Source organism: Isoptericola maris, assembly GCF_048065335.1.
Taxonomy (GTDB): Bacteria; Actinomycetota; Actinomycetes; order Actinomycetales; family Cellulomonadaceae; genus Isoptericola; species Isoptericola rhizosphaerae.
Window position 1 is genome coordinate 778607 of record NZ_JBLUNY010000001.1, and the last position, 21057, is coordinate 799663.

Below are 21057 nucleotides of genomic sequence, written 5' to 3' on the forward strand. Positions count from 1 at the left end.
GACCTGAGCCTACGGGCGAGGGCCGCGCGCCGGGACCAGCGTTCCGCGGCGCCGGGCGAGCACGATCATCAGGCCGGCGAGGAGCACGCCGAGCGTCACGGTCACCAGCGATCCCTCGATGCCGAAGGCGCCACCCGTGAGCAGGGCCGGGCCCGAGACGTGGGCGACCAGGAGGCCCGGGGACACGTGCCCGGAGACCGCGATGCCGAGCAGCCCGACGGCGGTGTTCCAGGCGAGGTGGAGACCGATGACGAACCAGAGGTTGCGGCGCCACAGGAACGCGGCGCCGAGCATCGCGCCGGCCTCGATGCTGATCGCCAGCCCGGTCCAGAGCGTGGCGCCCGGGTTGAGCATGTGCATCAGCCCGAAGAGCAGGGCGGTGACCGCCAGGGCGGTCCAGCTCCCGAGCAGGCGCTCGACGGCCTGGATCCCGAGGCCGCGGAACATCAGCTCCTCGGTGACGGCCGCCCCGCACGCGACGGCGGCCACCGGGGCCATGACGGCGAGGACGTCGACGTCGGCCCAGGTGAACGAGTAGCCACCGAGGGCCGTGATGACGACCGCGGAGACCAGGACGAAGCCCAGCCCGATGGCGGCACCCGACAACGCCTCGGGCACGGCGCGGTGACCGGCGATCTCCGGCGTGCGACGCCCGGCGACGAAGCGCATGACGGCCCGGTAGAGGACGATCGCGAGGACTGCGCCCAGCACCGGGAGCGGCGTGAACGGTTCGCTCTGCGCCGTCAGGCCCCCGACGGCGCCGACACCGACCAGGCCGATCAGCATCCAGACGAGCGGATATCGGACGACGCGGCCGACCGCGCCTCCGGCGTCGTCACGCGTGCCGTGGCGATGTGTGGTGCTCATGCTGCTCGTGCTGCTCATGTGGGCCTCCGTCGGTGTGCGGCCGCGGACCCGCGACCAGCAACGACGCTACGAGCGTGCACGTCCGGGCGAATCGCCCGCGGGTGAGCAACCGGGGTAGCTCCTCCGGGGGATGTCGTCGACGACGACGGCCCCTGCGGTACCGCTCGAGCGGTACGGCAGGGCCGCCGTCGTCCGTGCCCGTGCACGTCAGCCCTTGACCGCTCCTGTGAGCCCGCCGACGATGCGGCGCTGGAAGAGGGAGAAGAAGATCAGGGCCGGGATCGCCGACAAGGACACGAAGGCGAGCACCCGCGCCGTGTCGGTCGAGTACTGCGACGCGAACGCCTGCACGCCGAGCGGAAGCGTGTAGAGCGCGTCGTCGCTCAGGAGGAACAGCGGCAGCATGTAGCTGTTCCAGCTGGCCACGAACGCCAGGATGCCGACGGTCACGACGCCCGGCATCGAGAGCGGGATCACCATGCGGGCGAAGAACCCCAGCCGGCTCGCGCCGTCGATGGACGCCGCCTCCTCGATGTCCCGGGGGATCGCCCGCAGGAACGGCACGAGGATGATCACCGTGACCGGAAGAGCGAACGCGACCTGCGGCAGGATGATGCCCGCGAGCGTGTTCGTCAGGCCGAGGTTCCGTACCAGGATGTACAGCGGCGTGATGGCCACCGTCATGGGGAACATCAGCCCGGCCGCGAAGAGCGAGTACATCGCCTCCTTGGCCTTGAACGGGTAGCGCGCGATGACGTAGCTCGCTCCGAGGCCCAGCACCACGACGCCGACGGTCGTGCCGATACCGGCGACGAGCGAGTTGAACATCTGCTGCCAGAACATCGAGCCCGTGAGCACGCCGACGTAGTTGTCGATCTGCCACGGTGCGGGCAGGCCCGCCGGTGACTGGATGATCTGCGAGTTCGTCCGGAACCCGCCGAGCACGATGTACAGCACCGGTGCCAGGCACACCCCGACCAGCCCGAACGCGACGAGGTACGCCGTCGGGCTGCCCCATCCGCCGCTCTCGTGCGACTTCCTGAGCGTCTGTGGCGTCGTCGGCTGCGGCGTCGTCGTCGTGGCCGTCACGAGGCACCTCCGGTCAGCGCGCCCTCGGTGTCGCGGCGCAGGACGAAGCGCTGGTAGACCAGCGCGATGGTCAGAGAGATCAGGAAGATCACGACGGCGACCGCGTTGCCGTAGCCGTAGCTGCCGGAGATCCGGCCGTTGACGACCATGTACGTCGCCATCGTCGAGGTACCCGCGGTCGAGGCCACGTACTGCCCCCACATCACGTACACGAGGTCGAAGAGCTGCAGCGAGCCGATGATCGACAGGAACGCCCAGATCCGGATGGTCGGGCCCAGCAGCGGCAGCGTGATGTACCGCTGCGCCTTCCAGTAGGAGGCGCCGTCGATCGCTGCCGCGTCGTGCAGCTCCTCGGGGATGCTCTGCAGCCCCGCGAGCATGAGGATCACCGCGAAGCCGATGTACTTCCAGACCAGGACGGCCATGAGGGACCAGATCGCCACGTCCGGGTCGGCGAGCCAGTCACGGGTCAGCCCGTCCAGGCCGATGCGCGCCAGCAGGTCGTTGGCCGCACCGGTGGTGTGCAGCATCAGGCCCCACCCGATGCCGACGATGACCTCAGAGAGCACGTACGGGACGAAGATGAGCACGCGGATCAGCGCACGGCCCCGCATCCGCTTGTTCAGCAGCAGCGCGACGCCGATGGCGGCCGGCCCCTGCAGCACCAGGGACATGACGAGGATGAACCCGTTGTGCGCCAGGGCGTCCTGGAACGCGGGATCGGTGAGGATCAGTCGGTAGTTCTGGAGCCCCACGAAGTCTGTCGGCGGCCCGTAGCCCTTCCAGCGGAAGAACCCGTAGTACGCCGCCATGACGACGGGGAAGATCACGAAGGCGACGAAGACGACGATGCCGGGGCCGGCGAGCAGGGCGATCTCCGCCCACTTGCCCCACGGGAGGCGCCGGGCCTTCCGCGGCCGTCCAGCCGGTGAGGGTGCGCGAGTGGCACCCTCACCGGCCGGACGGGGCTCCGGAGGCACGTCGACGACGGCGGTCGGAGCGTGGTTCATGTCGGTCAGCCCTTGGCCGCAGCGTCCGTGATCGCCTGGACGAGGCCCTCCGCGTCGGTGTTGCCGGCCAGGAGCTCGACGACGGCCTGGTTGAGGGCGGTGCCGACGTTCTGGCCGTAGTTGGTGTCGAGCCAGTCGGAGACGTAGGTGGCGTTGTTCAGCGCCTCCATCATCTGGATGTTGTACGGCTCGGTGACAGCGTCCTTCGCCTCCTTGTTCAGCGGGATCGTCCCGAACGCCGCGTAGAAGGTCTCCTGGTTCTCCGGGGAGTTCATCAGGGCGATGAAGTCCGCGCAGAGGTCCTTGGGGGCGCTCACGGAGCACGAGTAGCCACCGCCGCCGCCCATGAACGCGCCGGGGTCGCCGCCGCCGTCAGGCAGCTGCGGGAACGGGAACCAGCCGAGGTCCGGCAGCGGCTCCTCGTCGGGCGTGAGCGAGGTGACGACGCCGGGCTGCCAGGCGCCCATGAGCTCCATCGCGGCCTGGTGGTTGGCGAGGAGCCCGGCGGAGCTGCTGGCACCCTGCTGGGCCGAGGTCGACAGGAAGCCCTCGTTGAACGGCTCGACCGCCGCGAGATCCGCGAGGTCCTGACCGGCCTGGAGGTAGCACTCGTCCGAGAAGTCCAGCGACTCGTTCGTCGCGGTCAGCGTCTCCTGCGAGCACTCGCGCAGGGCGAAGAAGTAGAACCAGTGGGCCGCGGGCCAGGCGTCCTTGCCGCCCAGGGCGATCGGCGTAATGCCCGCCGCCTTGAGCTTATCGACGGCGTCGTACAGGTCGTCCATCGTCTCGGGCGTCTCGGTGATGCCAGCCTCGGCGAACAGGTCCTGGCTGTACCAGATGCCGCCCGGCTGGATGAGCTGCGGGCCCGCGACGAGCTCGCCGTCGACCGTGAGCGCCTCGTACGCAGCGTCGCCGAGCTGCTCGCGCAGCTCCGGGGCGTCGACGGCGGTCCCGGTGAGGTCCGCGAGCTGGCCGGCGGCGGCCATGTCCTTCATCTTGCCGCCACCGCGCTGCATGAAGACGTCGGGCGCGTCGCCCGAGTTCAGCGCGGTCTGCAGCTTGCCGTCGACCTCTTCGTTCTGGATGTGCTGCGCCTCGACGGTGATGTTCTCGTGCGCTGCCTCGTACTGGGCGGCCACGTCGTCGAACCACGCCTTGCCGGGCCCGGTCGTGTAGTTGGTCCACACGGTGAGGGTGTACGGCTCGCCCTCGGCGATTTCGGTGCCGCCGGGATCGGGGGTGCCGGAACATGCCGAGAGCACGAGCGCTCCCGCGAGGATGCCGGCCGCAGCGCCTGCGGCCTTACGGCGGTTGTTGGGGGTCATCGTTGACAATCTCCTTTGTTTGCCGGCGGGGTATAACGTTAAACCTCGCGATCGAGAGTTCACCACCACGACTCCCAGGCCGTCAAGAGAGGCCACTGATCGTCACCGTTCCGTGACCGGGCGCGAGACCAAGATGTGCGGACCTGAGCGGGCCTGGCAGAGTGACCCGTCGTGGGAAAGAAACGGACGACCCAGATGAGCGACGTGGCCCGGGTTGCCGGGGTCTCCCTGATGACCGTGTCGAACGTGCTCAACGGGCGCCCCAACGTCGGCGCCGAGACGCGGCTGCGCGTGCTGGAGGTCGTCGACGAGCTCGGCTACGAGATCAACCTGACCGCGCGGCGGCTGCGCACCGGGCGGACCGGCACGGTGGGCCTCATCGTGCCGCGGTTCGACCACCAGTACTACAGCGAGCTGGCGGCCCGGATATCCGACGCGCTCGCCCCCGAGGGCCTGCACCTGGTGGTGGAGCAGTCCGGCGCCAACCGCGAACGTGAGCTCTCCGCCCTCTCGCTCGCCCGCCTCCAGCAGTACGACGGCGTCCTGCTGAGCGCCGTCGGCCTCGACTTCCGCGACCTCGACCGCATCCACCCCGACGTCCCGATCGTGCTCCTCGGCGAGCAGGACGTGCCCGACCGCTACCACAGCATCAAGATGGGCAACGTGGCCGGAGCTCGGCTCGCGACCGAGCATCTGCTGGCGGGCGGGGCTCAGCGCATCGCGGTGCTCGGCGGCCGGCTCGACGCACCCCACCTCGACATGGCGTCGTCGCGGGCGCAGGGCTGGGCCGACGCGCTGGACGCCGCCGGGCTGGACCCGGATCCGCAGCTCGTGATCCCCCTGGAGTTCTTCTCGATCGCCGAGGCGCGCTCCGCGATCGCCGATCGGATCGCGGGCGGGCTCGCCGTCGACGGCGTCCTCGGCGTCACCGACGAGATCGCGATCGGCGCCATGTCCGGCCTGCGCGACGTGGACCGGCGCGTGCCCGACGACGTCCAGGTCGTCGGGTTCGACAACCTGCGGATCTCGGAGCACGTCTGGCCCGGCCTGACGAGCGTCGACCCGGGGCACGACGCGATGGTGGCTCACGCGCTGCGCCTCCTGCGACGTCAGCTCGAGGACCGGGGCGCCGGGCCGGAGCACGTCGTGGGCGACGTCGCCCTGGTGGAGCGCGGGAGCACGCGCCGTCCGAGGTGACGACGAGTCCTCCTCACCGCTGTGGGTGCACGACACGCCGCCTGCTCCCAGGGAACCGCGGCGTGTCGTGCCCCCCCGCCGGCGCGCCCCGCCCGCGGGGGGGGGGCGCCCCCCCCCACGGCGGGGTCCGGGGGCAGCGGGGATGACGGAGGCGGGGAGGACGGAGGCCCGGGCCCGCTCTCGACGAGCGGGGCCGGGCCTCTCAGCGCGACGGCGCTACCGCCGTCGGGCGGGCGATCAGAAGTTGATCATGTGCCCCGCGAGGCCGTGAATGGCCTCCTGGACGGACTCCGACAGCGTCGGGTGGGTGTGCACGTTGCGCGCCACCTCGTCGGCCGTGAGGTCCCACTTCTGGGCGAGCGTGAGCTCGGGCAGCAGCTCGGAGACGTCGGGCCCGATGAGGTGGCCGCCGAGCAGCTCGTTGTACTTCGCGTCGGCGACGAGCTTGACGAACCCGACCGGGTCGCCGAGGCCGTGCGCCTTGCCGTTCGCCATGAACGGGAAGGTGGACACCTTGACGTCGTAGCCCTCGTCCTTGGCCTGCGCCTCGGTGAGGCCGAAGGAGGCCACCTGCGGCTGGCAGAACGTGGCGCGCGGCATCATGCGGTAGTCGCCCAGCGTCATCGTCTCGGCGTCGCCGATCGTCTCGGCGGCGACGACACCCTGCGCCTCGGCGACGTGGGCGAGCATGAGCTTCGCGGTGACGTCGCCGATGGCGTACAGGTGCGGCACGTTGGTGCGCATGTGGTCGTCGATGGCGATGGCGCCGCGCTCGGTGAGCTGCACGCCGGTGTTCTCCAGCCCGAAGTTCTCGACGTTGGGCGCGAACCCGACCGCCATGAGGACCTTGTCGACCTCGAGCGAGCCGGGCTTGTCGTCCTTGACGCCCTGGTAGGAGACGGTGACGGACGAGCCCTTGTCCTCGACGGTCTGCACGGCCGTCGAGGTGAGGATCTTGACGCCCAGCTTCTTGTACTGCTTGGCGATCTCCTTCGAGACGTCGGCGTCCTCGTTGGGCAGGGCGCGGTCGAGGTACTCGATGATGGTGACGTCCACGCCATAGTTCTTCATGACGTAGGCGAACTCCATGCCGATGGCGCCGGCGCCGACGATGGCGATCGACTTCGGCAGCTCACGGGTCATGATCTGCTTCTCGTAGGTCACGACGTTCTCGGAGAGCTCGACGCCCGGGAGCAGGCGGACCTTCGATCCGGTCGCGATGATCGCGTTGTCGAACGTCACGGTCTCGGTGCCGCCCTTGTTCAGGGTCACCTCGATCGTGTTGGCGTCGCGGAACGCGCCGCGACCGTCGTACTCGGTGATCTTGTTCTTCTTCATGAGGAAGTGGACGCCCTTGACCCGGCCGTCCGCGACGTCGCGGGACCGGTCGAACGCCTTGCCGAAGTCGAACGTCACATCACCGGAAATGCCGAAGAAGTCGGCCTGGTGGTTGAAGAGGTGGGCGAGCTCCGCGTTGCGCAGCAGCGCCTTGGAGGGGATGCAGCCCACGTTGAGGCAGACACCACCCCAGTACTTCTCCTCGATGATGGCGACGGACTTGCCGAGCTGTGCCGCACGGATCGCGGCGACATAGCCGCCGGGGCCAGCTCCGAGGAGGACGACGTCGTAGTGGGAAGCCATGAGGCCACCCTATGAGGTCTCGGTGACCGGCGCGGCGTGATCTGTGTCGCACCGCGCCCGACGGCGCCTCAGCGCACCGAGTCGACGCCGTCGTTGGCGAGCTGGTCGGCCCGCTCGTTGCCCGGGTCCCCCGCGTGCCCCTTGACCCACACCCAGCTGACCTGGTGGCGCGCCACCTCGGCGTCGAGCGCCTGCCACAGGTCGACGTTCTTGACGGGCTTCTTGGCCGACGTCGTCCAGCCGTTGCGCTTCCAGCCGGCGATCCACGTCTTCATCCCGTTCATCACGTACGACGAGTCGGTGTGGACCGTGACGGCGCTCGGCTGCTTGAGCGTGCGCAGCGCCTCGACCACCGCGGTGAGCTCCATGCGGTTGTTGGTGGTGAGCTTCTCTCCCCCGAACAGCTCCTTGGCGTGCTCGCCGGACTTCAGCAGAGCACCCCATCCCCCGAGCCCCGGGTTGCCCTTGCAGGCCCCGTCGGTCCACATCTCCACGATCGGCATGTCACTCACGCGGTCACCCTATGTCCCACCGTGACCCGCCGGGACCGGTGTGTCGGTGGGCGGGCGTAGCGTCCCGACATCGACACGAACCAGGGACGACGGCGGGAGGCCACGTCATGAAGTTCGGTTTCATCGGCAGCTACGGGAGCCCCACGCAGCAGGTGCGGCTCGCCCAGGAGTGCGAGGCTCACGGCTGGGACGGGTTCTTCACCTGGGACGGTGTGAGCCTGGACGTCGAGGGCTTCGACGCCCAGCCGACGTTCGACCCGTTCGGGATGCTCGCGGCCGCGGCCGCGGTGACCGAGCGGATCATCCTCGGCGCGATGGTCTTCGCGTTCCCCCGCCGCCGTCCCTGGGAGCTGGCCCAGCAGATCCTGACGGTCGACCACCTCTCCGGTGGGCGGCTCGTGCTCCCCGTGGGTGTGGGCGTCCCGATGGACCGCGCGTTCACCTCCGTGCCGGGCCAGCCGTCGACGCTGCGCGAGCGCGCGCACGCCCTCGACGAGGTGCTGGCGTGGCTCGAGCGCTCCTGGTCCGGCGATTCGTTCGAGCAGTCGGGCGAGCACGTCACCACGGGCACGTTCCAGTTCCCCGTCCCACCGGTCCACGGGCGGGTCCCCGTCTGGCCGGTGGCAGTCTGGGACGCGGAACGCCCGCCTCGGCGCAGCCTCGACCGTGCCCTGCGGTGGGACGGCATGGTGCCGCAGGTGCGCGGCGACTCCCCTGAGGACGCCGAGGCCGGCCCGGAGCAGATCCGCGAGCTGGTCGACTGGATCGCCGAGCACCGGGACGGCGGCGCCGGAACCTACGACGTCGTCATGCAGGGTCGGCTCGACGCCGACCCCGCCGTCGCGCAGGTGCAGGCGCGCACGGCGGCCGAGGCCGGCGCCACCTGGTGGGTCGAGTCCTGGTGGGACCCCACCACGACGACGCCCGAGAGCCTTCTCGAGCGGGTGCGCCAAGGCCCGCCGAGCCTCTGACGACCCCCGCTGCCGGGCACCGCTCCACGACACCGACGCACGAACGGGCGGGCTGACGATGCCGCGCGCGGTCGTCAGACGGGAAGCGCAGGGCGCGCAGCGCCCGTGAGCGCGACCGCGCGCGGCATCGTCAGCCCGCCCGTGGACGCAAGCCGGACACGAGAGTCAGGAGACAGGCCGCGCCGGCTCGATGTCGACCTTCGGCAGGTGCTTGGCCGGGAGGGTCTTCGGGCGCCACGCGGCGCGCGTCTCCTCGAAGGCGGTGATGTCGGGCTCGTTCTGCAGCGTCAGGCCGATGTCGTCCAGGCCCTCCATGAGCCGCCAGCGCGTGTACTCGTCGATCTGGAACGGCACGGTGACGTCGTCGGCGTGCACGGTGCGCGACTCGAGGTCCACGGTCACCTCGGTGCCGGGCTTGGCCTCGAGGATCTTCCAGAGCAGCTCGATGTCCTCCTGGGCGACCATGCCGGCCACGAGACCCTGCTTGCCGGAGTTGCCGCGGAAGATGTCGGCGAACCGGGAGGCGAGCACGACGCGGAACCCGTAGTCCTTGAGCGCCCAGACGGCGTGCTCGCGCGACGACCCGGTGCCGAAGTCGGGGCCGGCCACGAGCACGGAGCCGGAGGAGTACGCCTCCTGGTTCAGCACGAACGACGGGTCGCTGCGCCACGCCGCGAAGAGCGCGTCCTCGAACCCGGTGCGCGTCACCCGCTTGAGGTAGACGGCCGGGATGATCTGGTCGGTGTCGACGTTGCTGCGGCGCAGCGGCACCCCGACGCCGGTGTGGGTGGTGATCTTCTCCATGGTGACTCCTGTAGAAAGCGCGGGGGGCTCAGACGAACGACGGGGCGGTCAGCGGTGCCAGCGGGGTGCCGTCGAACGTGGTCAGGTCGACGTCGCCCTCCAGGTCGAGGTCGGACAGCGAGGACAGCGTGCCGCGGATGGCGGTCGCGGCGGCGACCAGCGGCGAGACGAGGTGCGTCCGACCGCCCTTGCCCTGCCGGCCCTCGAAGTTGCGGTTCGACGTGGACGCCGCGCGCTCGCCCGGCGCGAGCTGGTCGGGGTTCATGCCGAGACACATCGAGCACCCGGCGTTGCGCCACTCGGCGCCGAACTCCTTGAAGATGACGTCCAGCCCCTCGGCCTCGGCCTGCAGGCGCACGCGGGCCGACGCCGGCACGACGAGCACACGCACGTCCTCGGCCTTCGCGCGGCCGCGGAGGACCTTCGCGACGGACCGGAGGTCTTCGATGCGTCCGTTGGTGCAGGAACCGATGAAGACGGTGTCGACCTTGACGTCGCGCAGCGGCATGCCGGCGTCGAGGCCCATGTACTCCAGCGCCCGTTCGGCGCTGACGCGCTCGCCCTCGTCGGCGATGTCGGCCGGGACGGGCACGTTCGCCGAGAGGGGCAGGCCCTGGCCCGGGTTGGTCCCCCAGGTGACGAACGGCTCGAGGTCGGAGGCGCGCAGCACGACCTCCTCGTCGAACGTGGCGTCGTCGTCGCTGCGCAGCGTCTTCCAGTACTCGACGGCGGCGTCCCAGTCCTCCCCCTCGGGCGCGTGCGGGCGGCCCCGGAGGTACTCGAACGTGGTCTCGTCGGGAGCGATCATGCCCGCGCGAGCACCCGCCTCGATGGACATGTTGCAGATGGTCATCCGCGCCTCCATCGAGAGCTTGCGGATGGCCTCGCCGCGGTACTCGAGCACGTAGCCCTGCCCGCCGCCGGTGCCGATCTTCGCGATGATCGCCAGGATGATGTCCTTGGATGTGGCGCCCGGGGGCAGCTCGCCGTCGACCGTGATCGCCATGGTCTTGAACGGTGCGAGCGGCAGCGTCTGCGTGGCGAGCACGTGCTCGACCTCGGAGGTGCCGATGCCGAAGGCGAGTGCACCGAAGGCACCGTGCGTGGAGGTGTGCGAGTCGCCGCACACGACCGTCAGCCCCGGCATGGTCAGCCCGAGCTGGGGGCCCACCTGGTGGACGATCCCCTGGTCGGCGTCGCCGAGGGAGTGGATCCGCACGCCGAACTCGGCCGCGTTGTTGCGCAGCGTGTCGATCTGCGTGCGGCTGGTGAGGTCCGCGATCGGCAGGTCGATGTCGAGCGTGGGCGTGTTGTGGTCCTCGGTGGCGATGGTGAGGTCCGGGCGCCGCACGGGGCGGCCGGCGAGGCGGAGACCCTCGAACGCCTGCGGGCTCGTCACCTCGTGCACGAGGTGGAGGTCGATGTAGAGCAGATCCGGTGCCCCCTCGGCGCCCTGGCGCACCAGGTGCGCCTCCCAGACCTTCTCTGCCAGCGTGCCGGCCATCTCGAGCTCCTCGTTCTGCCACCTGTGGGTGGCTGTCGTCGACGTGTGGGTACGCGATCCGACGCCCTGTCCACGAACCGAAGTTTGTGTAGAACTTGCAATCTCACCAAGCGAGACGTCAGTATCGACCTATGGACGATACTAGCGGAGTCGGCGTACTGGACAAGGCCGCGTCCGTACTCGGAGCACTCGAGGCCGGTCCCGCCACCCTGGCGCAGCTGGTCTCCTCGACCGGCCTCGCCCGCCCGACGGCGCACCGCCTCGCGGTCGCGCTCGAGCATCACCGGTTCGTGGCCCGTGACATGCAGGGCCGGTTCGTGCTGGGCCCGCGCCTCAACGAGCTCGCGACGGCCGCCGGCGAGGACCGCCTGCTCGCCGCCGCGAACCCGGTGCTCACGGCCCTGCGCGACCACACCGGCGAGTCCGCGCAGCTCTACCGCCGCCAGGGCGACCATCGCGTCTGCGTGGCCGCCGCCGAGCGTCCCGTCGGTTTGCGCGACTCGATCCCGGTCGGCGCCACGCTGACGATGCACGCCGGTTCCGCGGCCCAGATCCTGCTCGCCTGGGAGGAGCCCGACCGCCTGCACCGCGGTCTGCGCGAGGCGGTCTTCACCGCGACGATCCTCTCCGGCGTCCGACGGCGCGGCTGGGCGCAGTCGGTCTCGGAGCGCGAGCTGGGCGTCGCCTCGGTGTCGGCACCGGTCCGCGGGCCGTCCGGGCGGATCGTCGCAGCCGTCTCGGTCTCCGGACCGGTCGAGCGGCTCACCCGTCAACCGGGCCGGTTGCACTCGGCGTCCGTGGTCGCGGCGGCCAACCGCCTCACTGAGGTGCTGCAGCGCGCCGGCGAGTGACGGCGCGCCGAACTGATTGTCGCGGGGTCGCCCCGCAGGTCAGTAGGCTCCCGACCAGCGGGGCGACCCTGCCCCGCCGACCGAGAGGCGTGAGGACCCGATGCCGGCCAAGGCCAAGACCCTCCTGATCTGGCTCGTCGTGATCTTTCTGATCTACGCGATCGTGACGAGCCCGGACCGCGCTGCGGACATCATCAAGGCGATCTGGGACGTGATCGCCAACGCGTTCGGCAGCTTCGGGGAGTTTCTCGCCAACCTGACGTCGTAGCCGTGGACAACGCACCAGACCGAGCGGTGCGCGCGCACCGCCACCTGCGCCGCTACGTGCTGGCCCACGAGCGGGCGGTGTTCGCGTCGCGCCTGCACTGGGCCACACTGCTCGAGCCGATCCTGACGACCGTGGCCGCGACCGTCGTCGTCGCGCTGCTGCACCAGGCGACCGGCATGGGTGGGGTCTGGGTCCTGTGGCTGCTGCCGGCGGGCCGACTCGCCCTGAGGTGGGCCGAGTGGAACTACCAGTGGTTCGTCGCGACGGACAAGCGTCTGCTGCTCACCTACGGGTTCGTGGTCCACAAGGTGGCCATGATGCCGATGTTGAAGGTCACGGACATGAGCTACACCCGTACCCCGATGGGGCAGGTGCTGGGTTACGGCCGGTTCGTGATGGAGTCCGCCGGCCAGGACCAGGCGCTGAGCCGCGTCAACTACGTCCCGGATCCGGACGTCACCTACCGCAAGCTGACGGACACCATCTTCTTCCCCAACAAATCCGGCACGCCCGAGGCTCGCCCGGCACCGACTCCCCCGGCCATCGTCCCCGTGGGCAAGCGCGAACCCCGACCGACGACGGCGGAGCTCCCGACGGTCGGGCAGGCCGGGCCGGCAGAGTATCGCGAGCCGGGCCCCGACAGCTCTGCGCAGGGCATCGACCACCCGCAGAGCACCGGCCCCGCGCAGGGCGCCGACCACCACGTCGACGTCGCACCGTTCGATCCGGAAGCGCCGCCTGCCCAGGAAGGGCCCCGCTCACGGACCCGCCGCCGCGGCCTGTTCCCGGTGAAGCGGAAGCAGGACCTGTACGAGCCGCCGACCAGCAGCGGCGCCGGCCCCACGGTCCCCGAGCCCTTCCTCTGAGCCCGCCGCACGCACGAACGTGCGGGAACGACGAAGGCCCGGTCCGTCAGGACCGGGCCTCGTGCTCTGTACCCCCAGCGGGATTTGAACCCGCGTTACCGCCGTGAGAGGGCGGCGTCCTAGGCCGCTAGACGATGGGGGCCGGACGTGACTCCGTCGCCGGAGCCGGTGCGACGATCCTCGAACGGACCGATGCGTACCCCCAGCGGGATTTGAACCCGCGTTACCGCCGTGAGAGGGCGGCGTCCTAGGCCGCTAGACGATGGGGGCCTATGGTTCCTCGACCGCGAGGGCCGATTTGCCGTGAGTACTCTAGCGCACCGTGCAGGACCAAGGATCCCGAGGAGAGGCGCGGAAGAACACTGCGCTGGGGTACCAGGACTCGAACCTAGACTAAGTGGACCAGAACCACTCGTGCTGCCAATTACACCATACCCCATGGTGTTCGGACCTACCCGGACATATCCGACTTCAACGCCGGTTTCCGTACGGCCCAACGACCCGAAACATTACCGGACCGGCCGCTTGGATCCAAACTCGATCCTCGGTGCCCTTCGTCACGTCCCACCGGGTCCCCGCCGCCCGCACCCGGGCGGACCGGCTGACGGCCGGGCCCGGACGTGGGACGCTGCTGGCATGCCGTCGACTCCCGACCCGCAATCACCCTCCGACCGCGCCGCCTCCTTCTCGACCGGCGCGGACGTGTACGCCAGGGTGCGCCCCACCTACCCGGCCGACGCCGTCGACTGGATGGTCCCGCCGGAGGCCGCCCACGTCCTCGACCTGGGGGCCGGCACGGGTCTGCTCACGCGGCGGCTCGTCGATCGCGGCCTGGACGTCGTCGCCGTCGACGCCTCCCCGGCGATGCTGGACGAGCTGGTCGCCACCCTGCCGGACGTCACCGCGCACGTGGGCACCGCCGAGAACCTCCCGCTGCCGGACGCCTCGATCGACGCCGCAGTGGTCGGGCAGGCCTGGCACTGGTTCGACGAGGCTCGCGCGTCGGCCGAGATCGCCCGCGTCCTGCGGCCGGGCGGCACGCTCGCCGTCGTCTGGAACGACCGCGACGAGCGCATCGACTGGGTCGGCCGCTTCGGCGAGATCCTGCACACCGGCGACCAGCTCCAGCCGGACAGCGACCAGAGCAGCGGCGCCCCGACCCTCGACGACTCGTTCGGCGAGATCGAGGTCGCCGAGTTCCGCTGGCTGCACCACCTGCCGACCGCCGACCTGCGCGCGCTCGCCGGTTCCCGCAGCTACCTGCTCACCCTGCCGGAACCCGAGCGCGACCAGCTGCTGCAGCGGGTCGACGACCTCGTCGTCACCCACCCCGACCTCGCGGGGACGCAGGAGATCGCCATGCCCTACGTCACGACGGCGTACCGCGCGCGACGGCGCTGAGCCGGCGGGCCGCAGCCGACGGCGCCGCCCCGTCGCGCCACACGACCCGCAGCCGTCGCGTCAGGTCGAGGCCGTCGACCCCGAGCGCGACGAGCCTGCCCGCCGCGACGTCGTCGGCCACCGTGAGCCCGGACAGCACCGCGACCTGGCCGCCGTGCTGCACGGCCGCCTTGAGCGCCGACGTCGAGCCCAGGGTCGGCAGGTGGGCGGGCAGGCTCTCGCCGACGGCGGCGAGTGCCCGTTCCAGGATCTCCCGGGTGCCCGAGCCGGTCTCGCGCAGGACCAGCCGGCCGGCGAGCAGCTCCCCCGGCCCCACCGACCGACGCCGCGCCCAGCGATCCCCCGGCGCCACGACGGCGACGAGCTCGTCGTGGGCCACGGTCCGGCTGCGCAGCCCGCGCCGCACCCCGAGGCTCTCGACGAAGCCGAGCTGGGCGCCGCCCTCCAGCACGAGCTCCATGACGTCGTGCGAGTTGCGCACCAGCAGCTCCACGTCCTCGCCGCTCCCCTGCACGGCCAGCTGGGCCAGCCACCGGGGCACGAGGTACTCCGCGACCGTCAGGCTCGCGGCGACCCGCAGCGCCGTCGTCGGCCCCGCGCGCAACCCCGCGGCCGCCGTCTCGAAGCGCTGGGACGCCTCGACGACCTCGCGCGCCCAGCCGGCGGCCGCCTGACCGGTCGGGGTGAGGGCGGTGCCACGCGAGCCGCGCGTCACGAGCTCCAGACCCAGGCGCCGCTCCAGCCGGCGCAGGCCCGCGGACGCCGTCGGCTGGGCGATCGCGAGCGCTCGCGCGGCGGCGCTGATCGAACCGTGCGTGTCCAGGGCGACGAGCAGCTCCAGCGAGGCCAGCGACGTCCGATCCACCATAGGGCGAGTCTATGGATGGATCACGACCTCGCCCTACCGGCCGGCTCCGGACGCGACGAGGGTGGTCGCATGCCCCGACTCGCGCCCGGCCTCGCCCTGACCGCCGGCGCGACCGCGACCCTGCTCGGGCTCGCTCCCCTGCTGGCCCGGGCGGCTCCCTCCGTGTCGCCGCTCGTCCTGGCGCTGCTGCTGGGCGCCGCGTGCGGCTCGGCGCTCGGCGCACGCGGTCGGCAGGACCGCACTCCCGGCCGACGGCACGCCGCCCGGCTCGCCCGCGCCGTCGAGCCGGGCACCGGCTGGGTGGCGCGGCACGTGCTGCGCGCCGGGGTCGTGCTCCTCGGCCTGCAGCTCGCGCTGAGCGACGTCCTCGGGCTCGGGTGGCGGGGCCTGGCGGTCGTGGCGCTCACCCTCACGGCGACCTTCGGCGCCACCGTCGCGCTCGGCCCCCGGCTCGGCGTGCCGCGCGACACGACGCTCCTGGTCGCGACCGGGTTCTCCGTCTGCGGCGCCGCCGCCGTGTCCGCCATGGCAGGGATACTCGACCGCCTCCCCCGGCGCCGCGACGACGAGGCCCCGCAGGACGCCGCAGCCGTCGCCCTCGCACTCGTCGCGCTCTACGGGACGGCAGCCGTGGTCGTGCTCCCCCGGCTGGCCGGGCTCCTCGGCCTCACGGGCACGCAGGCCGGCGTGTGGATCGGCGCGAGCGTGCAGGAGGTCGCCCAGGTCGTCGCCGCGGCGGGCGGCCTGGCGGGCGCCACGGCGCTCACCACCGCCACGGTGGCCAAGCTGGCGCGGGTCGTGCTCCTCGCGCCGCTCGTGGCCGGCACGGGCGCCCTCCGGTCGCGCCGTGCGGCGCTCACCGCACGAGCGGCACGGCACGACGGCGGACGTCGCCCGCCGCTCGTCCCCGGGTTCGTGCTCGGGTTCTTCGGCGCCGTGGTGCTGCGCAGCCTCGGCGCCGTCCCGGACCCGATGCTCGACGCGGCCGCTCTCGTCACGACCACCCTGTTCGTCGCCGCGATGTTCGCGCTCGGACTGGGCGTCGACGTGCCGCGGCTGGTGCGCACCGGCGGGCGGGCGCTGCTGCTCGGCGCGTGCTCCGCCGTCGTCGTCACCGGCACCGCGCTGGGCGCCGTCCTGCTGCTGGTGCCCTGACCGGTTCCCGGCGCCCGCCGGGCCGCGACACCTCAGAGGCCGAGGGCGGGCGGCACCTCGCCGAGGCCCGTCACGACCACCATCCCGGCCGAGCGCAGCGCGTCGGCGTCCACCGCGTGCTCGTCGGCCCGGCGGGCGCCGGGGCGGTCGACCCACACGCCGACCAGACCGGCGTCGTGCGCCGCCCGCGCGTCGATCGTGGGCTCGTCGCCCACGTAGGCGGTGCGCTCGGGCGCGGAGCCCAGGCGCCGGGCACCCTCGACGAACACGTCCGGGTGCGGCTTGCCGTAGCCCAGCGTGTCGAGCCCGACCAGCACCGGCAGATCGATCCCGACGGCGGCGAGCTTGCGCTCCTGCAGGGCGACCGCGGCGTTCGTCACCACCCCGACGCGGACGCCCGCGGAGCGCAGAGCGTCCACGCACGGCACGGCGTCGTCGAACGGCTGCCACGACCGCTCGAACGTGCCCCAGAACAGCTCGTCCCAGGCGTCGAACGAGTCCTCGCCCACCGGAGCTCCCCCGAAGGTGCGGTGCAGCAGGTCGGCCCGGAGCCGGCGCTGGGTGCGGTGGTCCGTCTCGCCGCGCGTGTAGGCGCGGTAGTGACCCGCCGGGTCGGCCCGCCAGTGGTCGAGCACCGAGGCATGGTCGACGTCGCCGGGCAGGTGCGCCTGCGCCACGGCCGCGAGCGCCGTCGCGAACGCACCCTTGGTGTCGACCAGGGTGTCGTCCACGTCCAGCAGGACGGCGTCGACCCGCCCGCCGACGGCCCCGAACGCCGTCACCGGGCGGGAGCCTGCGGCGGGTTCTCCGCGAGGCGGGCCAGGGCGGCGTCGATCCGGCCGAGGGTGCGCTCGCGGCCGAGCACCTCGAGCGACTCGAACAGCGGCAGGCCGATCGTGCGGCCGGTCACGGCGACGCGCACCGGCGCCTGCGCCTTGCCGAGCTTGAGCCCGTGCTTCTCGCCCGTGGACGCGACGGCGTCCTTCAAGGGCTCCGCCTCCCACGGCTCGAGCTGCGCGAGCACGGCGCGCACGTCCGTCAGCAGCTCGACGGCGCCCGGCTTCATGGCCTTGTTCCACGACTTCTCGTCCTCGACCGGCGTGTCGAGGAACAGGAAGTCGACGTTGTCGGTGATGTCGCTGAGCAGCGCCACCCGGGACTGGGCGAGCGGTGCGACGGCGGCGAAGGCGGCGGCGTCGAACCGCTCCTCGGCCCAGGGGGCGTGCGGGGCGCGCAGCCACGGCCCGACGGCGGCGACGAACTCGTCCACGGACAGCGCGCGGATGTACTCGCCGTTGAACGCGGCGAGCTTCTTGAGGTCGAAGAACGCCGAGGCGCTGTTCACGTCCTCGATGCGGAACCGGGAGATCATCTCGTCGAACGGCAGGATCTCCTCGTCGTTGCCCGGCGCCCAGCCGAGCAGCATGAGGTAGTTGACCATCGCGGCGGGCAGGTAGCCCTCGGCGAGGTAGTCCTCGAGCGCCACCTTGTCGCGGCGCTTGGAGAGCTTCTGCCGCTTCTCGTTGACGATGACCGGCAGGTGCGCCCAGACCGGCGGCTCGGCACCGAGCGCGGCCCACAGCAGCTGCTGCTTGGGCGTGTTCGACAGGTGCTCCTCGCCCCTGATCACGTGGGTGATGCCCTCGTCCAGGTCGTCGACGACGTTCGCCAGCAGGAACACCGGCGACCCGTCGCCGCGCGCCACGACGAAGTCCTCCATCGCGTCGTTCGGGAAGACCGGGTTGCCACGGATGAGGTCCACCACGCGGGTCTCGCCGTCGTCCGGCGTCCGGAAGCGCAGCGCGCGGCCGGGCGCCTCCTCGAGGCCCCGGTCGCGGCAGAAGCCGTCGTAGCCCGACTGCTTGTTGCCCGTGCGCGCGGCCACGTCGTCGCGCGTGCAGTCGCAGTAGTAGGCGCGGCCGGCCTCACGGAGGCTGCTGAGTGCTTCACCGTGCTTCTGGACGTTGGCCGACTGGAAGTACGGCCCCTCGAAGGTCGGGTCGTCCGCGTGCATGCCGAGCGCCGCGTGGGCGGCGAGGATGCCGTCCACCCACTCGGGCTTGTTGCGGGAGGTGTCGGTGTCCTCGATGCGCAGCACGAACGTCCCGCCCGTCTGCTTGGCGACAGCCCAGTTGAACAGCGCGGAGCGCGCGCCGCCCACGTGGAACATGCCCGTCGGCGACGGGGCGAAGCGGACACGGACGTCGGAACTACCAGCTGCGGGGGTCACGGGCACAGCCTAGTTGGCGACGACGCGACGCATCGCACGCGGGCGCCGGACGCGGCGCCGCTCAGACCTCGCGCCGCACCACGGGGTTGGCGAGCACCCCGATGCCCTCGACCTCGCACTCCACGCGGTCCCCGGCCTCGATCGGGCCGACACCGGCCGGGGTGCCGGTGAGCAGCACGTCGCCCGGCAGCAGCGTCATCGCCTTCGAGGCGTAGGACACCAGATACTCGACGTCGAAGATCATCTGCGAGGTACGGCCGTCCTGCTTCGGCGCACCGTTGACGCGCGAGCGGACCGCGACGTCCTCCGGGTCCAGGTCGGTCTCGATCCAGGGACCGAGCGGGCAGGACGAGTCGAAGCCCTTGGCGCGCGCCCACTGGTCGTCGGTCCGCTGGGCGTCCCGGGCGGTGACGTCGTTCGCGACCGTGTACCCGAGCACGTAGGCGCGGGCGTTCTCCGGCTCGACGTCCTTGCAGAGCTTGGAGATCACGACGGCGAGCTCGGCCTCGTAGGAGACCTCCTGCGTCCAGTCGGGCAGCACGACCGGGTCGTCCGGGCCGACGACGGAGGTGTTCGGCTTGAGGAACAGCAGCGGCGCGGTGGGCGGCTCGCTGCCCATCTCCCGGACGTGGTCCAGGTAGTTGCGGCCCACGGCCACCACCTTCGAGCGCGGGATGACCGGTGCGAGGAGCCGGACGCCGTCGCCGAGCTCGACCCGCTCCCCCGTCGGCATGGCCGGCATGTAGAGCGGATCACCGCTCAGCACGGCCAGATAGGTGGTGTCCCCCTCGGACTGGACGAAGGCGAAGCGGGGGTCGTCGCCGGTGGTGAATCTCGCGATGCGCACAGGTCAAGGCTAACGGTCCGGGGTAATGTCACCATGCACAGTGCGGTCGCGGGCGACGCCGGGCGGCCGTTCCAGACGACCCTCCACGAAGGAGACCCATGAGTACGCCTCCTCCCGAGCAGCCCGGCCAGCAGCCCTACGGCCAGCAGCCCTACGGCCAGGAGCCCGGTCGACAGCCGGCCCAGCAGCCCTACGGCGAGCAGCCGTACGGTCAGCCCGCCCCCGGTCAGCCTTCGTCCGGCGGGCCTTCCTACGGTCAGCAGCCTCCCACCGAGAAGCGCGGGCTGGCCATCGCCGCGCTCGTGCTGGGCATCCTGGCGCTGCTCGGCTGCTGGATACCGGTCCTCAACATCGGCTCGATCATCATGGGTCTCGTCGGGCTGATCCTCGGCATCGTCGCGATCGCGAAGGCCTCCAAGGGCGAGGCCGGCGGCAAGGTCATGGCGATGGTCGGTGCGGCGCTCAGCGTCCTGGCGATCGTGCTCTCGATCGTCGTCAACGTGATCGCGTTCAACGCCGGCTCCACGTTCATCGACGAGAACCCCGAGATCCTGCAGGAGCTCGAGCAGGACATGGAGATGGAGATGGAGAACAGCTGACCCGACGGGACAGCCGCGACATTTCACCCGCGGCGCTCCGGCCGGACGCCGCGCACGCTCGGTATCGTCACGTCCTCCATCCCCCGACGAAGGACGACGCATGAGCACGCCCTCCTACGACGCGCAGGGCCCGACGGGCCAGCCCGCCGCACCGCCCAGCCCTTACACCGACCACGGCGCGCCGACGCCGTACGGGAACCAGCCGGCTGCCCCGGCACCGCCGAGCGGGCAGCCTCCGGCACCGGGTCCCTACGGGCCGCCGCAGCCGCGGCCGGCGTCGGAGCGCAGCGGGCTGGCCATCACGGCGCTCGTGCTGGGCATCGTGGCGCTGCTGGGCTGCTGGATCCCGTTCCTCAACATCGGCTCGGCCGTCATCGGCGTGGTCGGCGTCGTGCTCGGCATCATCGCCATCGTCAAGGCGGCACGGGGCACGGGCGGCGGCAAGGTCATGGCGATCATCGGTACGGCGCTCTCCGTCGTGGCGATCGCGCTGTCCATCGTCATCTCGATGGTGACCGCGGCGTTCGTCAGCAGCACCGTCGAGGAGCAGACCAGCCTGATCGAGCAGTCCCTCGAGGACGCCGGCATCGACTCCGAGGACGTCGACGCCATCACGTCGGGAGAGGCCACCAACGCCGGTGGTGTCGTCGGCTTCGACGAGACGTACACCTACGCCGACGGCCTGGCCGTCACCGTGACCGCCCCGGAGGAGTTCACGCCCGGTGAGTACGCCGTCGGCGCCGAGGGCGAGGGCACCCCGGTCGTCTTCGAGGTCACGATCGCGAACGACACGGACGAGGTCTTCGACCCGGTCCTGATGTACCCGATCGTCGCCTCGGGCGGGTCGGAGTCCATGGCCGTGTACGACGACGGCATCGACATGATGCCGAGCTCGAAGATCCAGCCGGGCAAGTCGCTGACCTTCTCGGTCGCGTACATGGTCGCGGACACGGGCGACGTCCAGGTCGACCTGGAGCCGGGCTTCCTGGAGTACGAGACGCTCACCGTCACCAGCTGAGCCGATCTCGCCCGGTGACGACGCCCGCCCCCGC

At 71.5% G+C, this 21057-nt stretch carries 21 protein-coding genes and 3 tRNA genes; 9 read left to right on the forward strand and 15 right to left on the reverse strand.

Annotation, left to right across the window (positions count from 1 at the left end; genetic code table 11):
- Positions 1 to 9 precede the first annotated feature (9 nt).
- The 4 genes from ACH5HR_RS03865 to ACH5HR_RS03880 all read right to left on the reverse strand — a co-directional run bounded on the left by ACH5HR_RS03865 (position 10) and on the right by ACH5HR_RS03880 (position 4291).
- Entirely contained in the window at positions 10 to 885 is an 876-nt protein-coding gene (locus ACH5HR_RS03865) for a CPBP family intramembrane glutamic endopeptidase (RefSeq protein WP_402370927.1), read from the reverse strand.
- A 189-nt stretch (positions 886 to 1074) separates the two neighbouring features.
- The gene (locus tag ACH5HR_RS03870; protein ID WP_402370924.1) at positions 1075 to 1956 is read right to left on the reverse strand and encodes a carbohydrate ABC transporter permease; all 882 of its coding nucleotides are present in this window, start codon (positions 1954 to 1956) and stop codon (positions 1075 to 1077) included.
- Positions 1953 to 2966: a carbohydrate ABC transporter permease gene (locus tag ACH5HR_RS03875; RefSeq protein ID WP_416476325.1), complete on the reverse strand. Its 1014-nt coding sequence runs from the start codon at positions 2964 to 2966 to the stop codon at positions 1953 to 1955. Before ACH5HR_RS03875 ends, ACH5HR_RS03870 begins: the two co-directional genes overlap by 4 nt.
- A gap of 5 nt (positions 2967 to 2971) precedes the next feature.
- On the reverse strand, positions 2972 to 4291 hold the full coding sequence (locus ACH5HR_RS03880; protein ID WP_416476326.1) for an ABC transporter substrate-binding protein: 1320 nt from the start codon (positions 4289 to 4291) through the stop codon (positions 2972 to 2974).
- Between the two features lie 195 nt (positions 4292 to 4486).
- Here ACH5HR_RS03880 and ACH5HR_RS03885 point away from each other — a divergent pair, with 195 nt between their 5' ends.
- Positions 4487 to 5488 (forward strand): LacI family DNA-binding transcriptional regulator, encoded by a 1002-nt coding sequence (locus ACH5HR_RS03885; RefSeq protein ID WP_416476328.1) that lies wholly within the window; start codon positions 4487 to 4489, stop codon positions 5486 to 5488.
- 237 nt (positions 5489 to 5725) lie between these two features.
- Here the strand turns inward: ACH5HR_RS03885 and lpdA are convergent, their stop codons facing one another.
- Positions 5726 to 7129: a dihydrolipoyl dehydrogenase gene (lpdA, locus tag ACH5HR_RS03890; RefSeq protein ID WP_416476329.1), complete on the reverse strand. Its 1404-nt coding sequence runs from the start codon at positions 7127 to 7129 to the stop codon at positions 5726 to 5728.
- A 68-nt stretch (positions 7130 to 7197) separates the two neighbouring features.
- Positions 7198 to 7632, reverse strand: a complete 435-nt coding sequence (gene rnhA / locus ACH5HR_RS03895; RefSeq protein WP_402372072.1) for a ribonuclease HI — start codon at positions 7630 to 7632, stop codon at positions 7198 to 7200.
- A gap of 116 nt (positions 7633 to 7748) precedes the next feature.
- On the opposite strand from rnhA, the gene ACH5HR_RS03900 reads away from it, so the two are divergent.
- Entirely contained in the window at positions 7749 to 8612 is an 864-nt protein-coding gene (locus tag ACH5HR_RS03900; RefSeq protein ID WP_416476331.1) for an LLM class flavin-dependent oxidoreductase, read from the forward strand.
- 165 nt (positions 8613 to 8777) lie between these two features.
- Here ACH5HR_RS03900 and leuD read toward each other — a convergent pair whose 3' ends face one another.
- Entirely contained in the window at positions 8778 to 9416 is a 639-nt protein-coding gene (gene leuD, locus ACH5HR_RS03905) for a 3-isopropylmalate dehydratase small subunit (protein WP_402370909.1), read from the reverse strand.
- Positions 9417 to 9444: 28 nt separating this feature from the next.
- Positions 9445 to 10920 (reverse strand): 3-isopropylmalate dehydratase large subunit, encoded by a 1476-nt coding sequence (leuC, locus tag ACH5HR_RS03910; RefSeq protein ID WP_416476333.1) that lies wholly within the window; start codon positions 10918 to 10920, stop codon positions 9445 to 9447.
- Positions 10921 to 11051: 131 nt separating this feature from the next.
- Here leuC and ACH5HR_RS03915 point away from each other — a divergent pair, with 131 nt between their 5' ends.
- The 3 genes from ACH5HR_RS03915 to ACH5HR_RS03925 all read left to right on the forward strand — a co-directional run bounded on the left by ACH5HR_RS03915 (position 11052) and on the right by ACH5HR_RS03925 (position 12905).
- Entirely contained in the window at positions 11052 to 11771 is a 720-nt protein-coding gene (locus ACH5HR_RS03915) for an IclR family transcriptional regulator (protein ID WP_106268618.1), read from the forward strand.
- Between the two features lie 100 nt (positions 11772 to 11871).
- Positions 11872 to 12039 carry a hypothetical protein gene (locus ACH5HR_RS03920; protein ID WP_402370902.1) on the forward strand — a complete coding sequence of 56 codons (168 nt, stop codon included), beginning with the start codon at positions 11872 to 11874 and terminating at the stop codon, positions 12037 to 12039.
- 2 nt (positions 12040 to 12041) lie between these two features.
- Positions 12042 to 12905, forward strand: a complete 864-nt coding sequence (locus tag ACH5HR_RS03925) for a PH domain-containing protein (RefSeq protein WP_402370900.1) — start codon at positions 12042 to 12044, stop codon at positions 12903 to 12905.
- A 69-nt stretch (positions 12906 to 12974) separates the two neighbouring features.
- Here ACH5HR_RS03925 and ACH5HR_RS03930 read toward each other — a convergent pair.
- From ACH5HR_RS03930 to ACH5HR_RS03940, 3 genes are all read right to left on the reverse strand, one after another.
- A tRNA-Glu gene (locus tag ACH5HR_RS03930) sits at positions 12975 to 13047 on the reverse strand.
- A gap of 55 nt (positions 13048 to 13102) precedes the next feature.
- Positions 13103 to 13175: transfer RNA gene (locus tag ACH5HR_RS03935), tRNA-Glu, on the reverse strand.
- A gap of 97 nt (positions 13176 to 13272) precedes the next feature.
- Positions 13273 to 13344 (reverse strand) — tRNA-Gln (locus ACH5HR_RS03940).
- 197 nt (positions 13345 to 13541) lie between these two features.
- Between ACH5HR_RS03940 and ACH5HR_RS03945 the strand changes: the two genes are divergently transcribed.
- Positions 13542 to 14306, forward strand: a complete 765-nt coding sequence (locus ACH5HR_RS03945) for a class I SAM-dependent methyltransferase (RefSeq protein WP_402370897.1) — start codon at positions 13542 to 13544, stop codon at positions 14304 to 14306.
- Here ACH5HR_RS03945 and ACH5HR_RS03950 read toward each other — a convergent pair.
- A complete protein-coding gene (locus tag ACH5HR_RS03950) occupies positions 14275 to 15174 on the reverse strand; it encodes a LysR substrate-binding domain-containing protein (RefSeq protein ID WP_416476334.1) in 900 nt (299 codons plus the stop codon). The genes ACH5HR_RS03945 and ACH5HR_RS03950 overlap by 32 nt on opposite strands.
- Positions 15175 to 15243: 69 nt before the next feature.
- Here ACH5HR_RS03950 and ACH5HR_RS03955 point away from each other — a divergent pair, with 69 nt between their 5' ends.
- Complete coding sequence (locus ACH5HR_RS03955) at positions 15244 to 16329, forward strand: YeiH family protein (RefSeq protein WP_416476336.1); 1086 nt, start codon at positions 15244 to 15246, stop codon at positions 16327 to 16329.
- Between the two features lie 32 nt (positions 16330 to 16361).
- On the opposite strand, the gene ACH5HR_RS03960 is transcribed toward ACH5HR_RS03955, so the two are convergent.
- The 3 genes from ACH5HR_RS03960 to ACH5HR_RS03970 all read right to left on the reverse strand — a co-directional run bounded on the left by ACH5HR_RS03960 (position 16362) and on the right by ACH5HR_RS03970 (position 19406).
- Complete coding sequence (locus ACH5HR_RS03960; RefSeq protein ID WP_416476338.1) at positions 16362 to 17111, reverse strand: HAD family hydrolase; 750 nt, start codon at positions 17109 to 17111, stop codon at positions 16362 to 16364.
- Positions 17108 to 18559 carry a glutamate--tRNA ligase gene (gltX, locus tag ACH5HR_RS03965; RefSeq protein WP_416476340.1) on the reverse strand — a complete coding sequence of 484 codons (1452 nt, stop codon included), beginning with the start codon at positions 18557 to 18559 and terminating at the stop codon, positions 17108 to 17110. The genes ACH5HR_RS03960 and gltX overlap by 4 nt, the downstream gene beginning before the upstream one ends.
- A gap of 61 nt (positions 18560 to 18620) precedes the next feature.
- The gene (locus ACH5HR_RS03970) at positions 18621 to 19406 is read right to left on the reverse strand and encodes a fumarylacetoacetate hydrolase family protein (protein ID WP_402370885.1); all 786 of its coding nucleotides are present in this window, start codon (positions 19404 to 19406) and stop codon (positions 18621 to 18623) included.
- 98 nt (positions 19407 to 19504) lie between these two features.
- On the opposite strand from ACH5HR_RS03970, the gene ACH5HR_RS03975 reads away from it, so the two are divergent.
- Positions 19505 to 20005, forward strand: coding sequence for a DUF4190 domain-containing protein (locus ACH5HR_RS03975; RefSeq protein WP_416476341.1), 501 nt, complete (start codon positions 19505 to 19507; stop codon positions 20003 to 20005).
- 100 nt (positions 20006 to 20105) lie between these two features.
- Complete coding sequence (locus tag ACH5HR_RS03980; RefSeq protein ID WP_416476343.1) at positions 20106 to 21023, forward strand: DUF4190 domain-containing protein; 918 nt, start codon at positions 20106 to 20108, stop codon at positions 21021 to 21023.
- Positions 21024 to 21057: the final 34 nt, after the last annotated feature.

Coding starts and splice junctions, on each gene's coding strand:
- ACH5HR_RS03865 (WP_402370927.1), bottom strand. CDS start 885: ATGAGCAGCACGAGCAGCATGAGCACCACACATCGCCACGGCACGCGT.
- ACH5HR_RS03875 (WP_416476325.1), bottom strand. CDS start 2,966: ATGAACCACGCTCCGACCGCCGTCGTCGACGTGCCTCCGGAGCCCCGT.
- ACH5HR_RS03880 (WP_416476326.1), bottom strand. CDS start 4,291: ATGACCCCCAACAACCGCCGTAAGGCCGCAGGCGCTGCGGCCGGCATC.
- ACH5HR_RS03885 (WP_416476328.1), top strand. CDS start 4,487: ATGAGCGACGTGGCCCGGGTTGCCGGGGTCTCCCTGATGACCGTGTCG.
- lpdA (WP_416476329.1), bottom strand. CDS start 7,129: ATGGCTTCCCACTACGACGTCGTCCTCCTCGGAGCTGGCCCCGGCGGC.
- rnhA (WP_402372072.1), bottom strand. CDS start 7,632: ATGCCGATCGTGGAGATGTGGACCGACGGGGCCTGCAAGGGCAACCCG.
- ACH5HR_RS03900 (WP_416476331.1), top strand. CDS start 7,749: ATGAAGTTCGGTTTCATCGGCAGCTACGGGAGCCCCACGCAGCAGGTG.
- leuD (WP_402370909.1), bottom strand. CDS start 9,416: ATGGAGAAGATCACCACCCACACCGGCGTCGGGGTGCCGCTGCGCCGC.
- leuC (WP_416476333.1), bottom strand. CDS start 10,920: ATGGCCGGCACGCTGGCAGAGAAGGTCTGGGAGGCGCACCTGGTGCGC.
- ACH5HR_RS03915 (WP_106268618.1), top strand. CDS start 11,052: ATGGACGATACTAGCGGAGTCGGCGTACTGGACAAGGCCGCGTCCGTA.
- ACH5HR_RS03920 (WP_402370902.1), top strand. CDS start 11,872: ATGCCGGCCAAGGCCAAGACCCTCCTGATCTGGCTCGTCGTGATCTTT.
- ACH5HR_RS03945 (WP_402370897.1), top strand. CDS start 13,542: ATGCCGTCGACTCCCGACCCGCAATCACCCTCCGACCGCGCCGCCTCC.
- ACH5HR_RS03950 (WP_416476334.1), bottom strand. CDS start 15,174: ATGGTGGATCGGACGTCGCTGGCCTCGCTGGAGCTGCTCGTCGCCCTG.
- ACH5HR_RS03955 (WP_416476336.1), top strand. CDS start 15,244: ATGCCCCGACTCGCGCCCGGCCTCGCCCTGACCGCCGGCGCGACCGCG.
- ACH5HR_RS03975 (WP_416476341.1), top strand. CDS start 19,505: ATGAGTACGCCTCCTCCCGAGCAGCCCGGCCAGCAGCCCTACGGCCAG.
- ACH5HR_RS03980 (WP_416476343.1), top strand. CDS start 20,106: ATGAGCACGCCCTCCTACGACGCGCAGGGCCCGACGGGCCAGCCCGCC.